The following is a 17,914-nucleotide window of genomic DNA, read 5'->3' on the forward strand; positions in this document are numbered from 1 at the left end:
TTCGTTGGTCCATGCTTTTGCTCGCGTAACCTCCGTGTTACGACGAGTGTAAACTGATGGTAAAAATATGGGCACCTCTCCGGCTCACAGCCGGCGAGGGCTTTCTACAAGTTCGGGGTGCGGGAAATAATTTTTTATTTACCTGATAAAATTCAAATCATTGAAGATTGACAAAGGTGAATTCTGCCTATACCTTTCGTCCAAGGTATTTTATGAAAATCATTGCGAACCAACACAAAACATTTACTGTCTTTTTTATTTTTTCTCTTTTCCTCTCCCCTTCTCTATTTTCTCAAACGGACACTTCGTTTCAAATTCAACCAAACTCGAATTTAGAAATAAAATCCGGCGGAAGTGCGGATATTACATTAGATGTTTTCATCCCGGAAGACAAACACTTGTATATAAAAAAAGCGTCCGCACTCAGTTTCAATCGACCTACCGAATTTTCCATTCAAACAAAAGGTTTCGGAGCACTTGTAAAGGAAGCACCTTCTTCTGAAAAAAAGGGGGACGACTTTATTTTACAAGGAAAAGGATCTTCCAAAGCAGGCACGTATGTGCTGACTATTTTCGAAACAAACGGAAGGAGTGTTTCGAAAGTTGCAACGAATGTAGTCTTGGAAATCAATACGCAATGGTGTATCACTGCGAGTGAAAAATGCCTAGAACCGAAAATAATTAAAAAAACTTTAGCGGTAACAATCTCCGGAGAGAAACAGGCAATAGGTGGGATTAAATCAAGAAATACCGGCGGTGTACAATGGATCAGCTCTTTGAATTCTGCAAAGGCCAACGCCAAAAGTTCGAAACAAAATATTTTTGCTATCGTAACGGCTCCGGAATGGTGCGGTTATTGCCAACATATGGAAAATGAAGTATTTTCCAAAGACAATGTAATCAAAACTTTAAATTCCAAATTTGTTCCCTTACAAATATTGGATACTAGTCCGGATTTGAATAAATTCAAATTTGAAGGTTACCCAACTATGTATATACTGGATGGAAATGGGAAAGTAATTGATGCGGAACTTTACGGAAATAATGAGAAAAGTTTTTTAGCAGCTATCAAAAAATACGAATCTTCGCCCGCTAACGACAACAGTACATCAGTAAACAATGATTTAACGGAATCTGCCTTTACATATATTATCAAACAAGAAGTGAAATTTAAAAGAAATCCGGACGGTTCCTGGAATCAAATCATCGGAAACTCTTCCGCCACCCTAACGGAAACGAGCAGAGACGAAAATTACATCATTCTATTCAACGAAAAGGAAAAACAATCGTATGCTTTACCGCTGAAAGGTAAAAAAGCATATTATCTTAAAAACAACAAATGGGAACCTTTTGATTTGGAATAATTGATTTATCAACCGAAACGCTTAACATCCTTTAATGATCAATCGCCTCATCTTAAGTAAGATGAAATTAGCCTTGACAAATCCGAAATTTAGTGATTGATGACGTTACTCGTTTGTCGAAATAAAACAGATTGAGTAAGGCTGGTTATATGTTAGAAGCAATTGCTTTGCTTTTGATCGGACTATGGGTATTCGGCTATGTAACTTCGTATACGATGGGAGGATTCATTAATATCCTTCTTATTGTTGCTGTCATAGTGATCTTGGTCCGAGTCATCAACGGAAAGAAAATCATTTAAAGTCGAAAACACTGACAAAATCAGTTGGAGGTATGCCATATCTTCCAATTGGTTCTATGGTTTAATGAATATCATCGAAAAACCGGTTCCTTTGGTTTTTCATCTTTCTCTTCTAAGATCTTCCCTCCGTTCCGTTCCACAAAACTTCTAAAATCTGTTTTAACAATTTTTCCCGTTTCTCCGCCAGATGTTGGTAAACCAATTTTGGATGATGAAAGCCGACTGTGGCTTCGAAAAATATTTTTCCCAGGTTTGCGGCAGTATCTCCTTGGATTGCTTTTTCATCCAAAGCTTTCTGAAGTAACATCTGAAGTTGGCGATGCATTTCATTTATATGTTTTACAACGAACGGTTTTAAGGATTCTGCCGCCATGTCGAATGCTTTGAAAAGTTCGGGATCCTTTTGCACTTTTTCTTTTTTCAATTGGTGAAAAGAAAGAAACCACTCAAAGATCAAATCCTTGGATGGTTTCTTTTTTTCGGCGATTTTAAGAAGAGTTTCATCGATTCGGTTCAGCCATCTTTGGGAAACGGCATTCAGTAACTCTTGTTTATCGGGAAAATGTTTATACAAAGCGACGTGACTTACGTCTAAATCTTTCGCAATATCAACTAGTCTGAATTTTTCAAATCCGTGCCGACGAATTCTTTCTTCGGCGGCATCGATCGCTTTTTCCCGAATCTCAAGGGGAGTCAGTCCCGTCCTAGGCATAACTCAACTTACTACATGGGCCATTCCTTGTGAAGGATATCTTTCTCCTAAAACTGCGTTTTCATGAAAAATCTCATTCAAGCGGGATTTTTCCTCATCACTCAATTGGATTTCCGTTGCTTTCAGATTTTCGGCAAGCCTAGTTCTCTTGGAAGTTCCAATCAATGTGAGAATGTCCTCACCTTGGTTTGCCACCCAAGCAAGTGCAATTTGAGAAGGAGTTGCTCCTCTTCCATCTGCGATTTTTTTCAATTCTTCCACAAGAAGGTTATTCTTAGTTAGGTTCTCGCTGGAGAATCTGGGAGAAAAGGAGCGAAAGTCTCCCGGTGCTAAATTTCCTGTGATGGTTCCGGAAAGAAGTCCCCTCGATAAAGCACCGTAAGCAACAAGACTGATTCCCAACTCCCTCGTTGTAGGCAGAATTTTTTTCTCGGCAACTCGGGTTGCAAGAGAGTATTCGATTTCCAAAGCGGAAACAGGATGCACTTTGTGCGCTCTTCGAATTACTTCTTCTCCTGATTCAGAAAGACCCAAATAACGAACCTTTCCCTCTTGGATGAGTTCCGAAATTGCACCAACAGTATCTTCCACGGGAACCTCAGGATCAGGCCGAGAAGGTTGGTACAAATCGATATAATCCGTTCCCAATCTTTGCAATGAATAACTGACAAAGTTTTTCACTGCTTGAGGCCTTAGATCATAACCTAGGAATTGGCCGTTATGAGAACGAAGGGCTCCGAATTTGACACTGATAAAAAACTTTTCCCTTTTTCCCTTGATAGCTTCACGTAACAAAAGTTCGTTGTGCCCCATTCCGTAAAAATCACCAGTATTGAAAAAACTGATCCCTGCTTCCAATGCGGCATGAATCGTAGCGATGCTTTCCTTATCATCGCGGGTGTCTTTATTTCCGTAAAAATCGGACATTCCCATACAACCTAGTCCGAATGAGGAAACCAGCGGCCCGCCTTTTCCCAAATTGATTTGTTTTAAATTTCCCATCTCCGTTCTCCAATAGTTACAAATTACATTATATGTAATTTGTAACTAAATAAAGTCAATCCGTTTTTCGAATAATTTCCGGGTAAAGAACCTGTTCGCAATCGAAAGAAGACAGTGAAGTTCGGGAACTCGCGGAGGTTGCCGGGGGAAATTCGTAAGAGGTACCACAAATGTTTTTGGGACCAAACGGGCTTATGGCAAAAAGGCGAACTTATTTGAATAAAATTTCGGGAAACACTAACCTCGCTTTACAAGGAGAAGGTGATATGATAAAAGGAAGACATCGGGTGGCGGGTGGTTAACCCCTCCCAATGTCGATAGGGCGGGGATAGTATTCGAAAAAATCCTTTCATACCAATTTCGGATGATTCCAAAGCGCCAGGGATCGGAGCGAGGAGACCGTCAGGTCTCCGTCCGAAGGACCGAAGCGGATGCGGAGTCGCGGAAGAGCCCGGTCGGGGACTTGAACGGATTTCGGTTATCTAACAGATCCGAGGTGCCCAAAGACGAAAGGCAATTAAAAATAGTTTAAAAGGTTTTGAATTTGATTAAAAGCAAGTGAGATGTTTCTCGCGGTGGCGAAGGCCAGGACGGCCGAAGCTCGCCCGTCGTAACAGGAAGTTACGCGGGCAGGAGCGGGGAACGTCGAACGTTTACTTAGTAACTACTTGGAAAGTAACTCGGCGGTTGATTCCGTCTGTTTCAGAAAAACCGGAAATAGGAGCGGTAGAACCGGATGCTTTCGTAGTGATTCTTTCAGCAGGAATTCCTTGTTTTACAAGTGCATCTTTTACTGCATCGGCACGAATTTGAGAATAATATCCGTTACCTTTTTTAGCGCCTTCTGCTTCTTCCGGACCGGATGCGTCAGCATGCCCGATAATTTGCAAAAGATACTCTGCAGGAAGTTTGTTCAAAGCTTCTTTGATATAAGAAACGTTGTCTTTTGCCCAAGTGTTGAAGTCTTCTTTTTGAACGTCAGCTTGTTTGTAGCTAAATCCTCTTCTACGAACTCCATCCGGATAACGATAATCCTTCAGTGCCGTGTTGATTTCGTCCAAAGCTACCAAATTCAAGTCGCGTGAAGAGACAGTGTTTGAAGTATTGGATGAAGTGGACGTATCTGCTTGTGGTTCTTGCTTTGGTTCTGTAGAAGAACAATTGGAAATAGCGAGCGAAATACCAGCGATGAGGAGAAGATTAAAAATTCCTTTTTTCATCAGTTGACCTACCTTTCAGATTCCATAGTTTAGAACTTTTCATTAGATAACAACCGAAAATGCAAATATTTGTTACTGTTTCCGAAGAATACAATCAATCTCGCCTGGATATTTTCCTAAAAGACAATGCAGGTGATGATTTGTCCCGATCCACGGTACAAAAATGGATCGATTCCGGATTTGTTAAGAATTCGGAAAACCCGGAGAAGCCTCTCAAAAACGGACATAAAGTCTCCACCGAAGAAAAATACTTAATTGAAATTCCTCCCAAACCTCCTTCTCGTTTGGAGCCAGTGCAAATGGACATTCCTGTTTTGTACGAGGAAGAAGAGTTTATGGTGATCCATAAAAAAGCGGGCATTCCTTGTCATAGCGGGCCGGGTGACGACTCCCCTTCGCTTGTGAACGGACTGCTGTATCAATTTCAAAACTTATCCAGTGTGGGTGGAGACAGAAGACCGGGAATTGTACATCGTTTGGACAAACCTACGGAAGGCGTGCTTGTCATTGCAAAATCGGACAGAGCACACGCTGCGCTTTCCAAAATGTTCCAAGAAAGAATGGTCAAAAAAAGTTACTATGCTTGGGTTTTGCAATCGCCTGTGGAAGGAAAAGGTACGATCAATCTACCGATCGGACGCCATCCCGTGGAAAGAATCAAGATGTGCGTCAGAGAAGACGGAAGAGCCGCAGTCACTCATTATAAAACGGAAAAAATAATACAAACCCATACCGGACGAAAGTATTCCTTTTTGTCTTTGGATTTGGAAACAGGGCGCACCCACCAAATTCGTGTTCATTTACAAAAATCGGGCTGCCCTGTTGTAGGCGATAGTTTGTATTCCAGATCCGCAAAAGAATATGCACAATACGGATTGTTGTTATTTTCCAAAAAGATCGAATTTCCTCATCCGTTTCAGGCGGATAAGACGGTGACTGTGGAATTGGATTTTCCCGAAAGATTCAAAACTTTCGAAAGAAAATGTGTTAGTTATTAAATCATAATCAAACTCTAATTGTGATTTATGTTCTTTGTATTAAGAATCCTAGTTGTATCTTTCTTTTTTTGGATTCTCTTTCCCTCTTGGGAAAGGATTTATTTTTATCATTTCGGGGAAGTCACAAATAGTGATGCACTTTATCCCTTTTTATTTGCAGGTGATTTTTGGACCGCTCCTTCCTATGTGACAGGATGGTCTTTTCCTCCTTCCCATTATTTTTTCCCTGATGTATTGTTCTTTATCTTAGGTTATCCTCTCTCAAGCGAAGTTTTTACTCTATATTCCTTTTATGCAGGATTTTGTTTTGTTTTTGTTTATTATTTTTTCCGCCAAATGAAAATTCCAAATTACGCGAGTTTGGCGGGATCTGTCTTTCTTTTGAAATTAGGCGAAATCTCTCCGGTATCCTGGGGGCAATTTTATCTACCGGGATTTCACTCCGCAGAAATATTTTTAGTACTCTGTTTTTTTATTTTATTCAAAAGAAAAGATAAGGCCCGATTTTCTTTCGTTTTTCCTTTCATCCTACTTACTTCCGTTAGTTTACTTTCCGAATCATGGTTTGCCGTTCATTCCGGCCTTCCCCTATTGATTTTATTTTTGGCGGATAAAAACGGTCAGAAATCCAAAACCATTCTTTTTGTAATCGTTTCCATAATTTTATATAAAGTTGCTGTGTTTTATTTGGGTCATCTCGGATTTCGATCTTATTCTCCGAATGAATTTCCGATTAAAAAATTGCTACTGGAAACCTGGGCTTCCTTCAAAATAAATCCCAGTTCTTATCTATCTTCCGTCTTTATCGAAAATGCAAAACTCCCCGTTTCAAAATTCTTATTCCCTGCCTACTGGATCTTCGTTTTGTTTTTTTTATTTTCTTGGAAAAAATTTCAAAAGCAAATCCAAGATAAAGAAACCTATCATTCCACGCTTCTTTATCTCTATTTGATTCTATCCCCTTTTTGCGGATTATTATTTTTATCCTTAACGGGAATCGAATTTAACGCCCGTTATTTATTCATTCTACCGATCTCCTGTTTCGGATTGTTTTGCTATTTTTTGAAAAAAAGAAGGATCTTACTAAGAGTTTTCCTGTCTACTTTCCTAGCATTTACTCTAGTAGGTTCCAATCGTTTTGCTCCGGATCCAAAGTTAGAAGAACAGATTCTTTCCGGTAAAACCAAACAAAGCCATAGAATCGAATGTACTGTCCAAACTTGGAGAAAATGGGGAAAGCCGATCGGTGCTGCTGATTATTGGCCGGTAAAATATCTGAAAGTGATGAGCAAAGAATCCATCCATTTGATTCCACTAACAGAGTCGGGAGAATATTATCCTTGGATCCACAACCGAAATTGGGATAAGGGGATTGCCGACTTAGGCGATACGAACTCTTTTGATTGGGCAATCACAGAAGGCGAAAAGAAGGAAATCTGGAATCGAAAGGGAGTGGAATTTGAATCTTGCGAAAACTGGCAGCTCATCCGCTTTGATTTATCCCAATAAATTTTTGATTGGATTTTTAGAAATTCCCAATTAATTTTGCGATATAGGCACTCATGATAGAAACATTAACTGACCCTTCCCTTTGGGCGGCCCTTCTCACCCTAACGGCACTTGAAATCGTTTTAGGAATCGACAATATTATTTTTATTTCGATCCTATCTTCCCGTTTGCCAAAGCAAAAACAAAAGAAAGCCAGACAAATCGGACTTCTCCTAGCAATGGTTACACGAATCTTGTTGTTATTTTCGCTGTCATTGATTATGAAATTAACCTCACCGTTATTTACCATATTTAGTCACGAAATCAGCGGAAGAGATCTGATTTTGATTGTGGGCGGACTCTTTCTGATGGCGAAATCCGTCACGGAGATTCACCACAAACTGGAAGGTGATCCTGAATCCATGGAAGGAAATTCCAAAAAAACCACTTTCACAAAGGTAATCGTTCAAATTATGATTTTGGACATTGTATTTTCTTTGGATTCTGTGATCACTGCCGTAGGAATGACGGACCAATTAGGAGTGATGATCGCAGCCGTAGTTTTATCCGTCGGGTTTATGTTGATGTCCAGTGGAAGCATTTCCGATTTTGTGGATAGCCATCCTACCATCAAGATCCTTGCTTTAAGTTTTTTAATTTTGATCGGCTTGGCATTATTCGGCGAAGGTTGGGAATTGCACATTCCGAAAGGGTATATTTATTTCGCTATGGCTTTTTCCGTCATTGTAGAACTTTTAAATATGAAACTTCGTAAGCCGGACGAAAAGCCGGTGGTATTAAAAGGTAAATTCGATTGAAACGATCCAAGTTTTTAAAAAATCTTGCCGGTACTACTTCCATTCTGCTGTTACCGGCTTACGTGCGTTCGGAGTCCGTCGTTATGACTGATACTGATTTTATGGAAAAAGCAAATTCACTGAAATCATTGAAGGAAACAAAAGAGTTTTTGACTACATTGATTCCTTCCGAACCTTTATTGGTTATTTCAGGTGGATGGTCTTTGGGAAAGGTGTTTTCCCATTGTGCTCAAAGTATCGAATATTCTATGAATGGTTTTCCCGAAATGAAACCCGCAGTGTTCCGCGGAACTGTCGGCAAACTCGCTTTTTCTATTTTTTCCCTGAGGGAAAAGATGAGTCATGGGTTGGAAGATCCCATCCCTGGCGCTGCCGATTTGGAAAACACAATCGAGTACAAGCTGGGACTGAACCGGTTATTGCAAAGTATCGATCTCTTTCAGAAACTGGAATCTTCCCAATTGAAACCTCATTTTGCTTACGGAGAGTTGGATAAAGAAGAATTCGATCTGGCACATACTCTTCACATCAAAAATCATTTTGAGAAAATAGTAAAGAAGATCAGCTAAATCTCAGGAATTACAACCTAACAATAAAATTCGATACATCAGGGAACTCTTTTATCTTTATAATTTGAGTTCCCACCTTTCTTCTATGAGTCCCGGTTTCCATATATCATTCTGTTTCGAATCCGTGAGGATAAAATTAAAACGATCATATAAATTGCGTGCCGCCTCCAAGTGACTGAGAGTCCACAAAGACAATTGGGAAAAGTGCTGCCGACTGTATTCGATAGCGGTAGTAAGTAGTTTTTTACCCACACCTAAGTTTCGATAGGATGGTTCCGAATAAAACCAACGCAATTGTGCTGATTTATTTTCCGAATGTATGATACCGATTGCTCCTATAATCCGATCATTGCTTTCTGCTACCCAAACTTTATCCAAGTCGGATCGATTTTTCAAAAAATCGGAAATCCCATTGATTACATAATGTTCGAATGTATCATTAAATTCATATTCCGCTTCATACAATAATGCGTGTCTATGAATGATATATCCCAAATCACCCGCTTTGCTTTCCCGTATTGAAAATGATGCTTCCTTTCCCGATAAAGTTTGCCGTATCGTATCCATTGCCGAAACCAACTCGCTTATTTCAAAAGCCGACGCCCGTTTCATAAGGTTTGCAATTTGTGCATTCGATACATTATTTAATTCGGCAAGTTCTTGTTTTCCTTTTTTGCTCAAGGTAAGCATTAAAACTCGTGTGTCCTCTTTGCTTTTTTTACGGATGATCATCCCGTTTCTTTCCAATTGTTTTAAGGTTCTGCTCAGATACCCTTTATCAATACTGAAAAGTTGAACCAAACTACTTGCAGTGCATAAATCCGTACTACCGATCTCATACAAGATGCGTGCTTCCGTTAAAGAATATTTACTATTAAGAAAATGAGCATTTAGAAGTCCCAAAGCATTTGTGTAATACCTGTTGAATTCCCGAACCTTGTCGACGTATGTTTGCATAAGAGATCCACTCCTCTATCAAAAGAGGGTAATCAAAAAGGTAGCCAAAAGCAACTAAAATTTGATACTTTTGGATTTGTATAAATTATGTTTAGAGACATAATTATTTCACGCGGGTGGTGAAATCCCCCGCCCTGTGTAGGGTTGGGGGGTGAGGGTCGTGGGCTGCAAACATCCACCTAACACAAAACGATCGTTTTGCCGACTTTATTTGCCAAATCTTTGAATTTTTTACAAATAAGTTCGCCTTTTTGCCGGAATCATCCTTTGCTTTTTTTGATGTTCTCTTCTTCTTTCAACGTCTTCAATTCAATCAGCAATCTTTCCAAATCACCTGATCCTTTGGCTCTGTACATTCCTCTTAGATACTGATCTTTATCTAGTAAGTATACATTTTCCGTATGTACGAAATCATTCAGATTGTTTTGCCCTTGGATGACTTTCACGTCCGCACTGAATTGATTTCTCGCCATATCGTAAATCGTATCCTTCGAACCAGTAAGAAAAGTCCAATTATCTCCTGTTATCCTATACAAACCGCGAAACTTTTTCAATTCCCCTATCGTATCAATCTCTGGATTTACGGAAATCGAAACAACATGAACGTCTGTTTGGTTATCAATCTTTGGTAAAAAATTCAACATACTTCTGGTGATCAAAGGGCAAATGCCTGTGCATTTTGCATAAAAAAAAGTGACAAGTGTGTATTTGTTTTTGAGATCATGAAGTGTGAAATTCTTACCCTCATGGGAACGAAGTGAAAATTCAGGAATTTTTTTCAAATCCGACGGTAAATCTTTTCCATCTTCCCGCCAATAAGGATCCATTGTTCTTCCTTTAAAGTATGGCAATATCCCTTCCTGAGGAACGGATGAAAATGTAAGTTCGGGATAAAAATTCGGTTTTTGCTCTTTGCAGGATAGAAGAAAAAATAATATGAATAATATCGAAGTTGGATAAAAAAACTTCCCGATCAATTGAGATTCCTCTTATCTTGTTTTTTTATGGGCTCGCAAATTTTACTTCCAGGCATCCCCGCAGAACTACCGTTATCCGTAAAAACTATATTCATATAGATTTGCCCGTTGCGATTCCACTTTTTGGTGACAATCAATTTGCTGTTCTGATCGAATTTTTCATAAAGGGAAGGTTTTCCATTATCATACCATTCCCAACGATCATTGATATAGTTTCCGTCTTTGAACTCGGAATATTGTTTATTATTCCCATTGGGAAACCAAGATCGATGAATCCCTTGTTTTTGGCCCTCTTTGAAATATCTTTGCTCCAAGAGTTGTCCGGCATTATTCTTAGAAATAAACTCTCCGTCTTCCAGCCCGAGTTTGAAATGAGTGGTTTGAATTTCGTCCAAAGCGGGGAGATCCTGTCTGATCACTCCGTCAAAAGGTTGCGCTTTATAAAAAATTCTACCCTGGAATAAGGTAATGTTCGGATCTTTTGAATCAATAGACAGGTTGTCTCGGCAGTATAACAAATGCAATACTGCCAAAACACCGATTAGAGTTAAGAACGATCTAATTGGATACGGATCCTTTATTTCCATAAAAGAATGAACCCATAAGAGTATCTATGGTTGCCGTACTATCATATGTTAAATGGTAATGGTAAGTGGCTGTTGTAAAGTGAGTTGTTTTCGTAGTATGACCGTGTAAAGAATCCAAATCACTCGGAGTAAAATCGTCTGTTGTCGTAGTTGTAGCATTATCACATTTTTTACCGTAGATAGCATATCCGTCCAAAATGATTCCCACTAGATTCGCATCATTATTTGTAATCTTGGAAGCTCCGGCGTGGTGATGATAAAGACCGGTATTCTGAGGATGGCCACCGTAGTTGTCGAAAGTCAATGCTTCTACAGCCAAAGTATCCGGCGGAGCCGCAGCATTATTAAAAATGGCAAGTCCGTTCACAGTAATACCGATGGAAACCAAACCACCTTGTGTACTAACTGTACCGGTTCCTTTCGAAGGAGCAGATGGAATTGTATATACGAGTTTTTGCGAAGAAGTTGTGTTCGGGTTTGGGCCTGTAGTCGTTCTTGCTTCGTACAATGGAGAAGATGTACCGTAATACGAACTCTTTGTATTGGGGACGTTTTGAGATTTAAAAACATAATTGGAACCGGAAACATAACCGGTGGCACATTTGAAATTATCTTTGATCCAGGAAGGAAGTGCAGCATCCATACAGGTTGTTACACCTGTCACGCAACCGGTCGAAGCATCCAAAGTGGCAGTGCTATTAGAAACGGTCACACCAGTTGTCGCAGCCGAGCCGTTGCAAGTACCCGAACTATTTGCTACATAAGCTAGAGCAAGGAGCGAAGAATTATCTTCTTTTTCCTTTTTTTTACAGGTTCCGAATGCCAAACCAACAAGTAACATTATAATGATCGTACGATTCATATTTTCTCCTTTTCCGTATCCTATATAGGACGATCGGAAATTATTTCATTCTCAACAATTTATTTCACAATACCACAATATTGTAGTTTATTTCGCCCGAACCAATCGGCTAAGACTCATTTTTTTTGTTTTTTTCTGAAAAATAAAGGGAAGGAGTGCTTCCGGTGATCCTCTTAAAGGAATCATTAAAAGTGGATTTCGAATTAAAACCAACCTGAAAAGCCAAGTTCAGAAAGTTCGGTTTTTCTTCTCCCGAAGACTCCAATAACACGATGAATTCACGAATCCTGTATTCATTTACAAAATAATAAAAGTTCGTTCCCAGAACTTCGTTCAATGCCTGGGTGATATGTGCTCTGGGAAGATTCAACTGATCCGCCAACTCATCCAAAGAAAACTCGCTGGCTAGATAGGGTTTTCTTACATCCATACAATCTTTCACTGCATGGACATAGTTTTTCAGCTTTTCAATTTCCAATCCGGACTTTTCGTATTTCCTTTTTTTAACAGCTGCAGGAAACGAAAAACTTTGCCCGAGAAGCCAAGCGGAATGGATCATGCTTTGGCGCACTCCGAACACGGAAAAAAGAATCGTAAATACCAGTATATCATAGCCACGAATGGGAGGTAAAAACAAACCGGAAAACCGTTCAGATTGTCCGTTTATGAAACCTGAGATCGCATGGTATAAAACAATCAATATGGCAAGACAGATGATTGCTTTTAACCAATTGAATTGTATCGATTCAATGATAGGATTTGACATTTCACTCTCTACTTTGTTGATCTTGTGCAAACTCAAGATCGAATAAAAAAGAAATGAGAAAAAAGTGAGTCTCTTTAAAACAAGATTCTCCCGGCCGAAGAAGAGGTCATAATATTCTTCAGTACGAAATGTATCTTCGAAAATATACAGAGAGAAAAAGAAAACCACGGAAAGGAGATAAGGAATAAAATGGACTGTATCCGTCTTTTGTATCCGAACTCCGAAAATATCTTTTAGATAAAGAAAGAATAAAGGTCCGAAAAGAAGTTGCGAAATGTGGAAAAAATCAAAGTAATCCTGCCCAAAATGCCTCCTTAGCAGATGTGCTATGTGCAAGCAACTCAAGGAAATCAAAAATAAAGCAAACCATCGATCGAAAGAAAACCGCGGCCTTTTCAAACAAAGAATCAGGATCGAAAAAATAGTGATCGTAAGTGAAATCACCGGGATAGGAAACCGAGGAGGGCCGGGAGGAAATACGGGAGGCATTAAATAAACCGATTTAAGTTCAAAATGAAAATTTGCTATAATTTATTTCAAAACAGATAAGATCGTTTCCACAAGCTCTTCCCGTCGGAGCAATTTGGAAAAATAATAAGGCACAATTTCTTCCAAACCTTCTTCTTGCAAAAATTTTTTCCCTCCTGATAAAGGAGCATCGGAGCTGATCAGAATGATAGGTATATCCCTATCTTCCTTGACAGCCTCCCATTCATGGACAAAAGAAATCCCGTCCATAATCGGCATATGTTTATCCGTTACGATGACATTGGGTGTAATTCTAGTTAAATGATCGAGGGCATCTTCTCCGTTTTTTGCTTCGATGACGATCCACTTTTTACGCCTTAACTCTTCCGCAAGTTCGTTTCTAAACTGATCCGAATCATCTACAAGAAGTATTGATTTTAAGGTGTCCGATAATAAAATTTCGAATTTGGAACCTTTTCCTATTTCACTCTTGATTTTCAGTTTTCCAAAATGGGCTTCCAAAATGGTTTGAGATAATTTTAAACCGAGCCCTGTACCCAACTCCCCCTCTGTGCCTGCTCTACTTTTCGGCTGACCTTCCGCAGTAATCTGATATATTTGGTCGGCATCCATTCCCATTCCGTGATCAACAACTTCAATGGAAATCCACCCGTTATATGACTTCTCAAAGATTTCGATTTTCGAACCCTTAAAGGAAAACTTGATGGAATTGGTAATGATATTTTTAAACACCTCTTCCAATAAGATACGATCCCCGATGATAAAATTATCCTTTGTCAGATTGAGCTCAATATTTACGTCCTTGAGAGAAGTGATCGGCTGCAAAGTTTTGATGATATCTTCCAGGAGATCTTTTACGGAAAAAACAATCGGATGCAATCGAATCCCGTCGGAATCGAATCGACTAACATCGAGTAATTGCTTGATCATCCTAAGCGAATTTTGAATCCCGTCTTTGCATAAATCAACAATCCTATGTTTTTCCACCTTTTCCATAGAGTCGATATTATGTTTCATCAGATCCAATATCTGACTCACTCCCACCAGAGGTGAACGCAAGTCATGCGATAGTAATGAAATGAAATTTGCTTTCCAACGGTTTGCTTTTTCCAATTCGGAAGTTCTTTCTTTAACCTTATGCTCCAAATCTTCATTACTTCGAAATAGGGTTCGTGAAATTTCTTCTTCCCGTTTAAATACCTGAATGAAGGAACGGGTCAGAATGTACGTCTGAGGAGTGAAGAAAAAGAAAAGAGTATAAAGTCCGATATAGGGAATAGGATTGATAAAATTAAATGTCCCTAACACTTCCAAGGTAATTGTAACGGAGGGAAGGATCAAACTGAATAGAAAAGGGATACTATTCTTCTTGCCTTGTATGACGGAGCGAAATACAAAAATGACCGCAGTGAATATCAAACCCAAACTGAAAAAAGAAAAATACTTATTTATACCCCAAAAGGTTCGAATCGGTAAAAAGATGGCAACTGCACTCGCAACAAAGCCGTAAATAAGCCCTGTCCATAATGCCCATTTGTCGTTTTTAGTTCCGAACAGATAATAGATCACTCCGCTGCATCCTGCAACAATCAATGCAAAACTGACGCGCCCTGCCCGAATGAAGGTAAGACACCAAGAGTCGGAAAAAAGATCGAATAGAATTTTTTGTTCCGCAAGACCGATCCGCGTATAGATCACTCCTAAAAAAACAATCGCAAGGCATAAAGAAGCAAGTTCCGTTTTGCGGGCAAAGTAAATCAGTATATGATATAAACTTAAAAAGAACAGTATGGCCGAAATAACCCAATTCAAAACTCTTTCACTCATTATGCGGGAATAAATGGATGCGGGTCTGCCGATACTGATTAAATCATGAATGCCTGCGTTCCTATCATAAAAATTCGCAACTTGAATCTGAATCTTTAAAATCTTATTTATATTCTTAACGGGAATCAATGCTGATTTTAGAGAAGGTGAACTGCTTTCAGGATTGGACCCCATGACTCCCCCTTCATGGACAAACTCACCGTTTAAAAAAAGTTTGTAACTTGTATATATGCCCGGAAGAGAAAGAACCAAATCCTCCTTTTCCTCAGGCAAAATAACAGTTAGGCGGTAAGTTGCGAAACCAAAACTAGGCAGAGGATTACCGAATTCTTCCAGGCTAGTCCAGGATTTGGGAGAAGAAACATAACGAACACGATCGGGTTTTTCTTCGGTAGGTTCCAAAAAATCCTGCCAATAAAATTCCCAGTCGCCTTTTAAATCTACACTTTCCTGAAAATCCCAAAGGCTTAAATCCAAAACACCTAACTCGGCGGAAGGAGTTACAACCGGACTACAAGATCCGAAAGCCAATAACAAACTAAGCGGAAGAATAAATTTTATTAATGTGCGAAAATACAATTATTGATCCCAATGAGTGAAAGCTAATATTTTTTCCACTAAGTCTTTTTTACTATATAGTTTAGATAAATAAAAGAGAATCGCATTTTCGAGACCTTCTTCTTCCAGGAATTTCCTGCTGTTAAAAAAAGGTGCATCGGAACTTAACATAATGATCGGAATTTTTTTCTCTTCCTTTATGGCTTCCCATTCATGAACAAAAGAAATTCCATCCATAATCGGCATGTGTTTGTCGGTCACAATCATATTCGGAGTGATTCTTGACAAATGATCCAATGCTTCTTCTCCGTTCTTTGCTTCCAAAACGATCCATTTTTTACGTCTCAATTCTTCAGCCAAATCAGATCTGAAATTATCGGAATCGTCCACAAGTAAAATCGATCTAGTGACATTGGATAATAACACTTCGAATTTGCTACCTTTGCCTGGAGCACTGGATATTTTCAATTTTCCAAAATGGGCTTCCAAAATAGTTTGAGATAATTTCAAACCGAGTCCTGTTCCTAATTCTCCTTTGGTTCCGTGTTGGCTTTTCGGTGTTTCATCTCTTGAGATTTGATCCAATTGTTCGGAATCCATTCCAATACCATAATCAATTACCTGAATTGAAATCCATTGATCATCGATTGTTTGGACAACATCGACTGCCGAACCTGAATAAGAATACTTAATCGCATTTATGATGATATTCTTTAGCACTTCTTCCAAAAGTATTTTATCGCCGATAAGCTTCGGATTTTGATTCATCTTCAACCGAATATCGATTTCTTTCACTGTCGCAACCGACTCGATCGTTCGAATCACGTCATCGAACAATTCATCCAAATAAAACAAAGTAGGCTGTAATCTTATTCCTTCGGAATCAAAACGACTCACATCTAATAATTGTTTTATCATCCTGAGGGAATTTTGAATTCCGGAGCGGCATAAATCTAAAAACTTCTGCTTCTCCTGATTTTCCATTGAATCGAAGTTATATTGAATGATTTCCAATATCTGGCTCACTCCGATTAAAGGAGAACGCAAATCATGAGATAATAGAGAAATGAAATTCGACTTCCAACGGTTTGCTTTTTCCAATTCGAAAGTCCGTTCTTTGACTTTTTTTTCCAAATCCTCGTTACTGCGGAGAACCGCACGGGAAACTTCTTCTTCTCTTTTGAATATAGCGATAAACGATCTGGTGAGTATGATGGATTGCGGAATAAAAAATAAAAATATTCCGTAAGCTCCGATCGGCCTGATACCCGGTATTGCATTTTGGAAATAAAGTAGGTCATGAATCCCTACAATTGAAGTTAGTGCAAAACTCGTAAGATACAAAAGGCTGTTCTTTTTACCTTCGATGACCGCCCTAACAATATAGAGAATTCCTATAAATAAGTACGCGCTCATTATCATCTCGAACGGTTCGGAAACTTTCGCCATATATTTATTTGGTGAAATAATAACGGCTAACGCATGGACGGAGCAATATATCGTTGCAATCCGGAAAACAAACGTTTCTCTTTTATAATAAAATAGGTAATATACGACAGCACTTCCGAAGTACAAAATGAACGGTAATATCAGTTTTGATATTCGGATCAGAACCATACACCAGGAATCCGGCAAAGAACCGTATAGATTCCTCGGCTCACTCAAAGATAGAGTGATAATAACGATACATATATACAATAACCCCAAGTGCAAAGATGCAATCTCGGTTTTCCGAATAATATAAATGCAGATGTGGTACACACTCAACATAAATAGAAATATGATAACAACCCAATTCAAAACCACCGAACCCATATATGAGTCGTAAATATTCGATATGGTTCCGACCCGAATCAGTTCTTTCATACCTGCAATCGTATGTACATAATTGGCAACTTGAACCTGAATCCGAACGGTTTTACCAGTCCTCTCCAAAGGACAGATTTTGATTTTATAGGAAGGACGAAAATGATCTTCATCGGTTCCTACCATTCCGTTTTCGTGAATCAGTTTTCCATCTACGAAGAGACGATAAGAAGTATGCATTACCGGCATGGAAATTGCGATTTGTTCTTTTAAATCAGGTAAGACCAAAGTCAAACGATATGTCGCATACCCGAAGCTGGGAAGTGATCTCCCCTTTTCTTTTAAACTGGTCCAATGATTGCCTGCCAGAGAGTATTGTAACTTTTCAGGCCTTTCTTCCTCAGGTTCCAGTAGTTCATTCCAATAAAATTCCCAATTGCCTCTGAGTTCCAAATTTTTTTCTTTCAGAGGAAAATTACCGGCATCCAAAACTCCTTTTTGAGCAATGGGAGGATGATAAACCTCTTCTCTGCAAGATCCCAGACAAATTGAAAAGGACAGAAATAAGAAAACTTTTATGTACGTGTGAAATTCCTTTGACGTAAAACCTACTTG

At 39.1% G+C, this 17,914-nt stretch carries 18 protein-coding genes; 8 read left to right on the top strand and 10 right to left on the bottom strand.

Features of this window, described 5'->3' with window-relative positions; genetic code table 11:
- Positions 1 to 212: 212 nt before the first annotated feature.
- Both DI077_RS16635 and DI077_RS16640 read left to right on the top strand, forming a co-directional pair.
- Positions 213 to 1,364: a thioredoxin family protein gene (locus tag DI077_RS16635; RefSeq protein WP_109021405.1), complete on the top strand. Its 1,152-nt coding sequence runs from the start codon at positions 213 to 215 to the stop codon at positions 1,362 to 1,364.
- Positions 1,365 to 1,513: 149 nt separating this feature from the next.
- A complete protein-coding gene (locus DI077_RS16640; RefSeq protein ID WP_109021406.1) occupies positions 1,514 to 1,663 on the top strand; it encodes a lmo0937 family membrane protein in 150 nt (49 codons plus the stop codon).
- 112 nt (positions 1,664 to 1,775) lie between these two features.
- On the opposite strand, the gene DI077_RS16645 is transcribed toward DI077_RS16640, so the two are convergent.
- Positions 1,776 to 2,375 (bottom strand): TetR/AcrR family transcriptional regulator, encoded by a 600-nt coding sequence (locus tag DI077_RS16645; protein ID WP_109021407.1) that lies wholly within the window; start codon positions 2,373 to 2,375, stop codon positions 1,776 to 1,778.
- A gap of 3 nt (positions 2,376 to 2,378) precedes the next feature.
- The gene (locus tag DI077_RS16650) at positions 2,379 to 3,377 is read right to left on the bottom strand and encodes an aldo/keto reductase (protein WP_109021408.1); all 999 of its coding nucleotides are present in this window, start codon (positions 3,375 to 3,377) and stop codon (positions 2,379 to 2,381) included.
- Positions 3,378 to 3,547: 170 nt separating this feature from the next.
- Between DI077_RS16650 and DI077_RS19780 the strand changes: the two genes are divergently transcribed.
- Positions 3,548 to 3,679 carry a hypothetical protein gene (locus DI077_RS19780; protein ID WP_278321645.1) on the top strand — a complete coding sequence of 44 codons (132 nt, stop codon included), beginning with the start codon at positions 3,548 to 3,550 and terminating at the stop codon, positions 3,677 to 3,679.
- A gap of 351 nt (positions 3,680 to 4,030) precedes the next feature.
- On the opposite strand, the gene loa22 is transcribed toward DI077_RS19780, so the two are convergent.
- Positions 4,031 to 4,597, bottom strand: coding sequence for an OmpA family outer membrane lipoprotein Loa22 (gene loa22 / locus DI077_RS16655; protein WP_109021409.1), 567 nt, complete (start codon positions 4,595 to 4,597; stop codon positions 4,031 to 4,033).
- A gap of 59 nt (positions 4,598 to 4,656) precedes the next feature.
- On the opposite strand from loa22, the gene DI077_RS16660 reads away from it, so the two are divergent.
- From DI077_RS16660 to DI077_RS16675, 4 genes are read left to right on the top strand one after another with little or no spacing between them, the layout of a single operon-like run.
- Positions 4,657 to 5,595 (top strand): RluA family pseudouridine synthase, encoded by a 939-nt coding sequence (locus tag DI077_RS16660; RefSeq protein ID WP_109021410.1) that lies wholly within the window; start codon positions 4,657 to 4,659, stop codon positions 5,593 to 5,595.
- Between the two features lie 27 nt (positions 5,596 to 5,622).
- Complete coding sequence (locus DI077_RS16665; protein WP_109021411.1) at positions 5,623 to 7,104, top strand: hypothetical protein; 1,482 nt, start codon at positions 5,623 to 5,625, stop codon at positions 7,102 to 7,104.
- 53 nt (positions 7,105 to 7,157) lie between these two features.
- On the top strand, positions 7,158 to 7,901 hold the full coding sequence (locus DI077_RS16670; protein ID WP_109021412.1) for a TerC family protein: 744 nt from the start codon (positions 7,158 to 7,160) through the stop codon (positions 7,899 to 7,901).
- Positions 7,898 to 8,470, top strand: a complete 573-nt coding sequence (locus DI077_RS16675) for a DUF1569 domain-containing protein (RefSeq protein WP_109021413.1) — start codon at positions 7,898 to 7,900, stop codon at positions 8,468 to 8,470. The genes DI077_RS16670 and DI077_RS16675 overlap by 4 nt, the downstream gene beginning before the upstream one ends.
- A gap of 57 nt (positions 8,471 to 8,527) precedes the next feature.
- Here DI077_RS16675 and DI077_RS16680 read toward each other — a convergent pair whose 3' ends face one another.
- The 5 genes from DI077_RS16680 to DI077_RS16700 form a co-directional block, all read right to left on the bottom strand.
- The gene (locus DI077_RS16680) at positions 8,528 to 9,427 is read right to left on the bottom strand and encodes a bifunctional helix-turn-helix transcriptional regulator/GNAT family N-acetyltransferase (RefSeq protein ID WP_109021414.1); all 900 of its coding nucleotides are present in this window, start codon (positions 9,425 to 9,427) and stop codon (positions 8,528 to 8,530) included.
- 260 nt (positions 9,428 to 9,687) lie between these two features.
- A complete protein-coding gene (locus tag DI077_RS16685; RefSeq protein WP_109021415.1) occupies positions 9,688 to 10,404 on the bottom strand; it encodes an SCO family protein in 717 nt (238 codons plus the stop codon).
- Positions 10,401 to 10,991, bottom strand: a complete 591-nt coding sequence (locus DI077_RS16690; RefSeq protein WP_109021416.1) for a toxin-antitoxin system YwqK family antitoxin — start codon at positions 10,989 to 10,991, stop codon at positions 10,401 to 10,403. Before DI077_RS16690 ends, DI077_RS16685 begins: the two co-directional genes overlap by 4 nt.
- Positions 10,963 to 11,853: a YHYH protein gene (locus DI077_RS16695; protein WP_109021417.1), complete on the bottom strand. Its 891-nt coding sequence runs from the start codon at positions 11,851 to 11,853 to the stop codon at positions 10,963 to 10,965. Before DI077_RS16695 ends, DI077_RS16690 begins: the two co-directional genes overlap by 29 nt.
- Positions 11,854 to 11,962: 109 nt before the next feature.
- Entirely contained in the window at positions 11,963 to 12,619 is a 657-nt protein-coding gene (locus tag DI077_RS16700) for a helix-turn-helix domain-containing protein (protein ID WP_167837195.1), read from the bottom strand.
- 328 nt (positions 12,620 to 12,947) lie between these two features.
- On the opposite strand from DI077_RS16700, the gene DI077_RS16705 reads away from it, so the two are divergent.
- Positions 12,948 to 13,115: a hypothetical protein gene (locus tag DI077_RS16705; RefSeq protein ID WP_167837196.1), complete on the top strand. Its 168-nt coding sequence runs from the start codon at positions 12,948 to 12,950 to the stop codon at positions 13,113 to 13,115.
- A 35-nt stretch (positions 13,116 to 13,150) separates the two neighbouring features.
- Here DI077_RS16705 and DI077_RS16710 read toward each other — a convergent pair whose 3' ends face one another.
- Together DI077_RS16710 and DI077_RS16715 are read right to left on the bottom strand one after the other, a co-directional pair.
- Positions 13,151 to 15,514, bottom strand: coding sequence for a hybrid sensor histidine kinase/response regulator (locus DI077_RS16710; RefSeq protein WP_109021419.1), 2,364 nt, complete (start codon positions 15,512 to 15,514; stop codon positions 13,151 to 13,153).
- Positions 15,515 to 17,788: a hybrid sensor histidine kinase/response regulator gene (locus DI077_RS16715; RefSeq protein WP_135354917.1), complete on the bottom strand. Its 2,274-nt coding sequence runs from the start codon at positions 17,786 to 17,788 to the stop codon at positions 15,515 to 15,517. It lies immediately after the preceding gene.
- Positions 17,789 to 17,914 lie beyond the last annotated feature (126 nt).

It is taken from the genome of Leptospira kobayashii, assembly GCF_003114835.2.
Lineage (GTDB): Bacteria > Spirochaetota > Leptospiria > Leptospirales > Leptospiraceae > Leptospira_A > Leptospira_A kobayashii.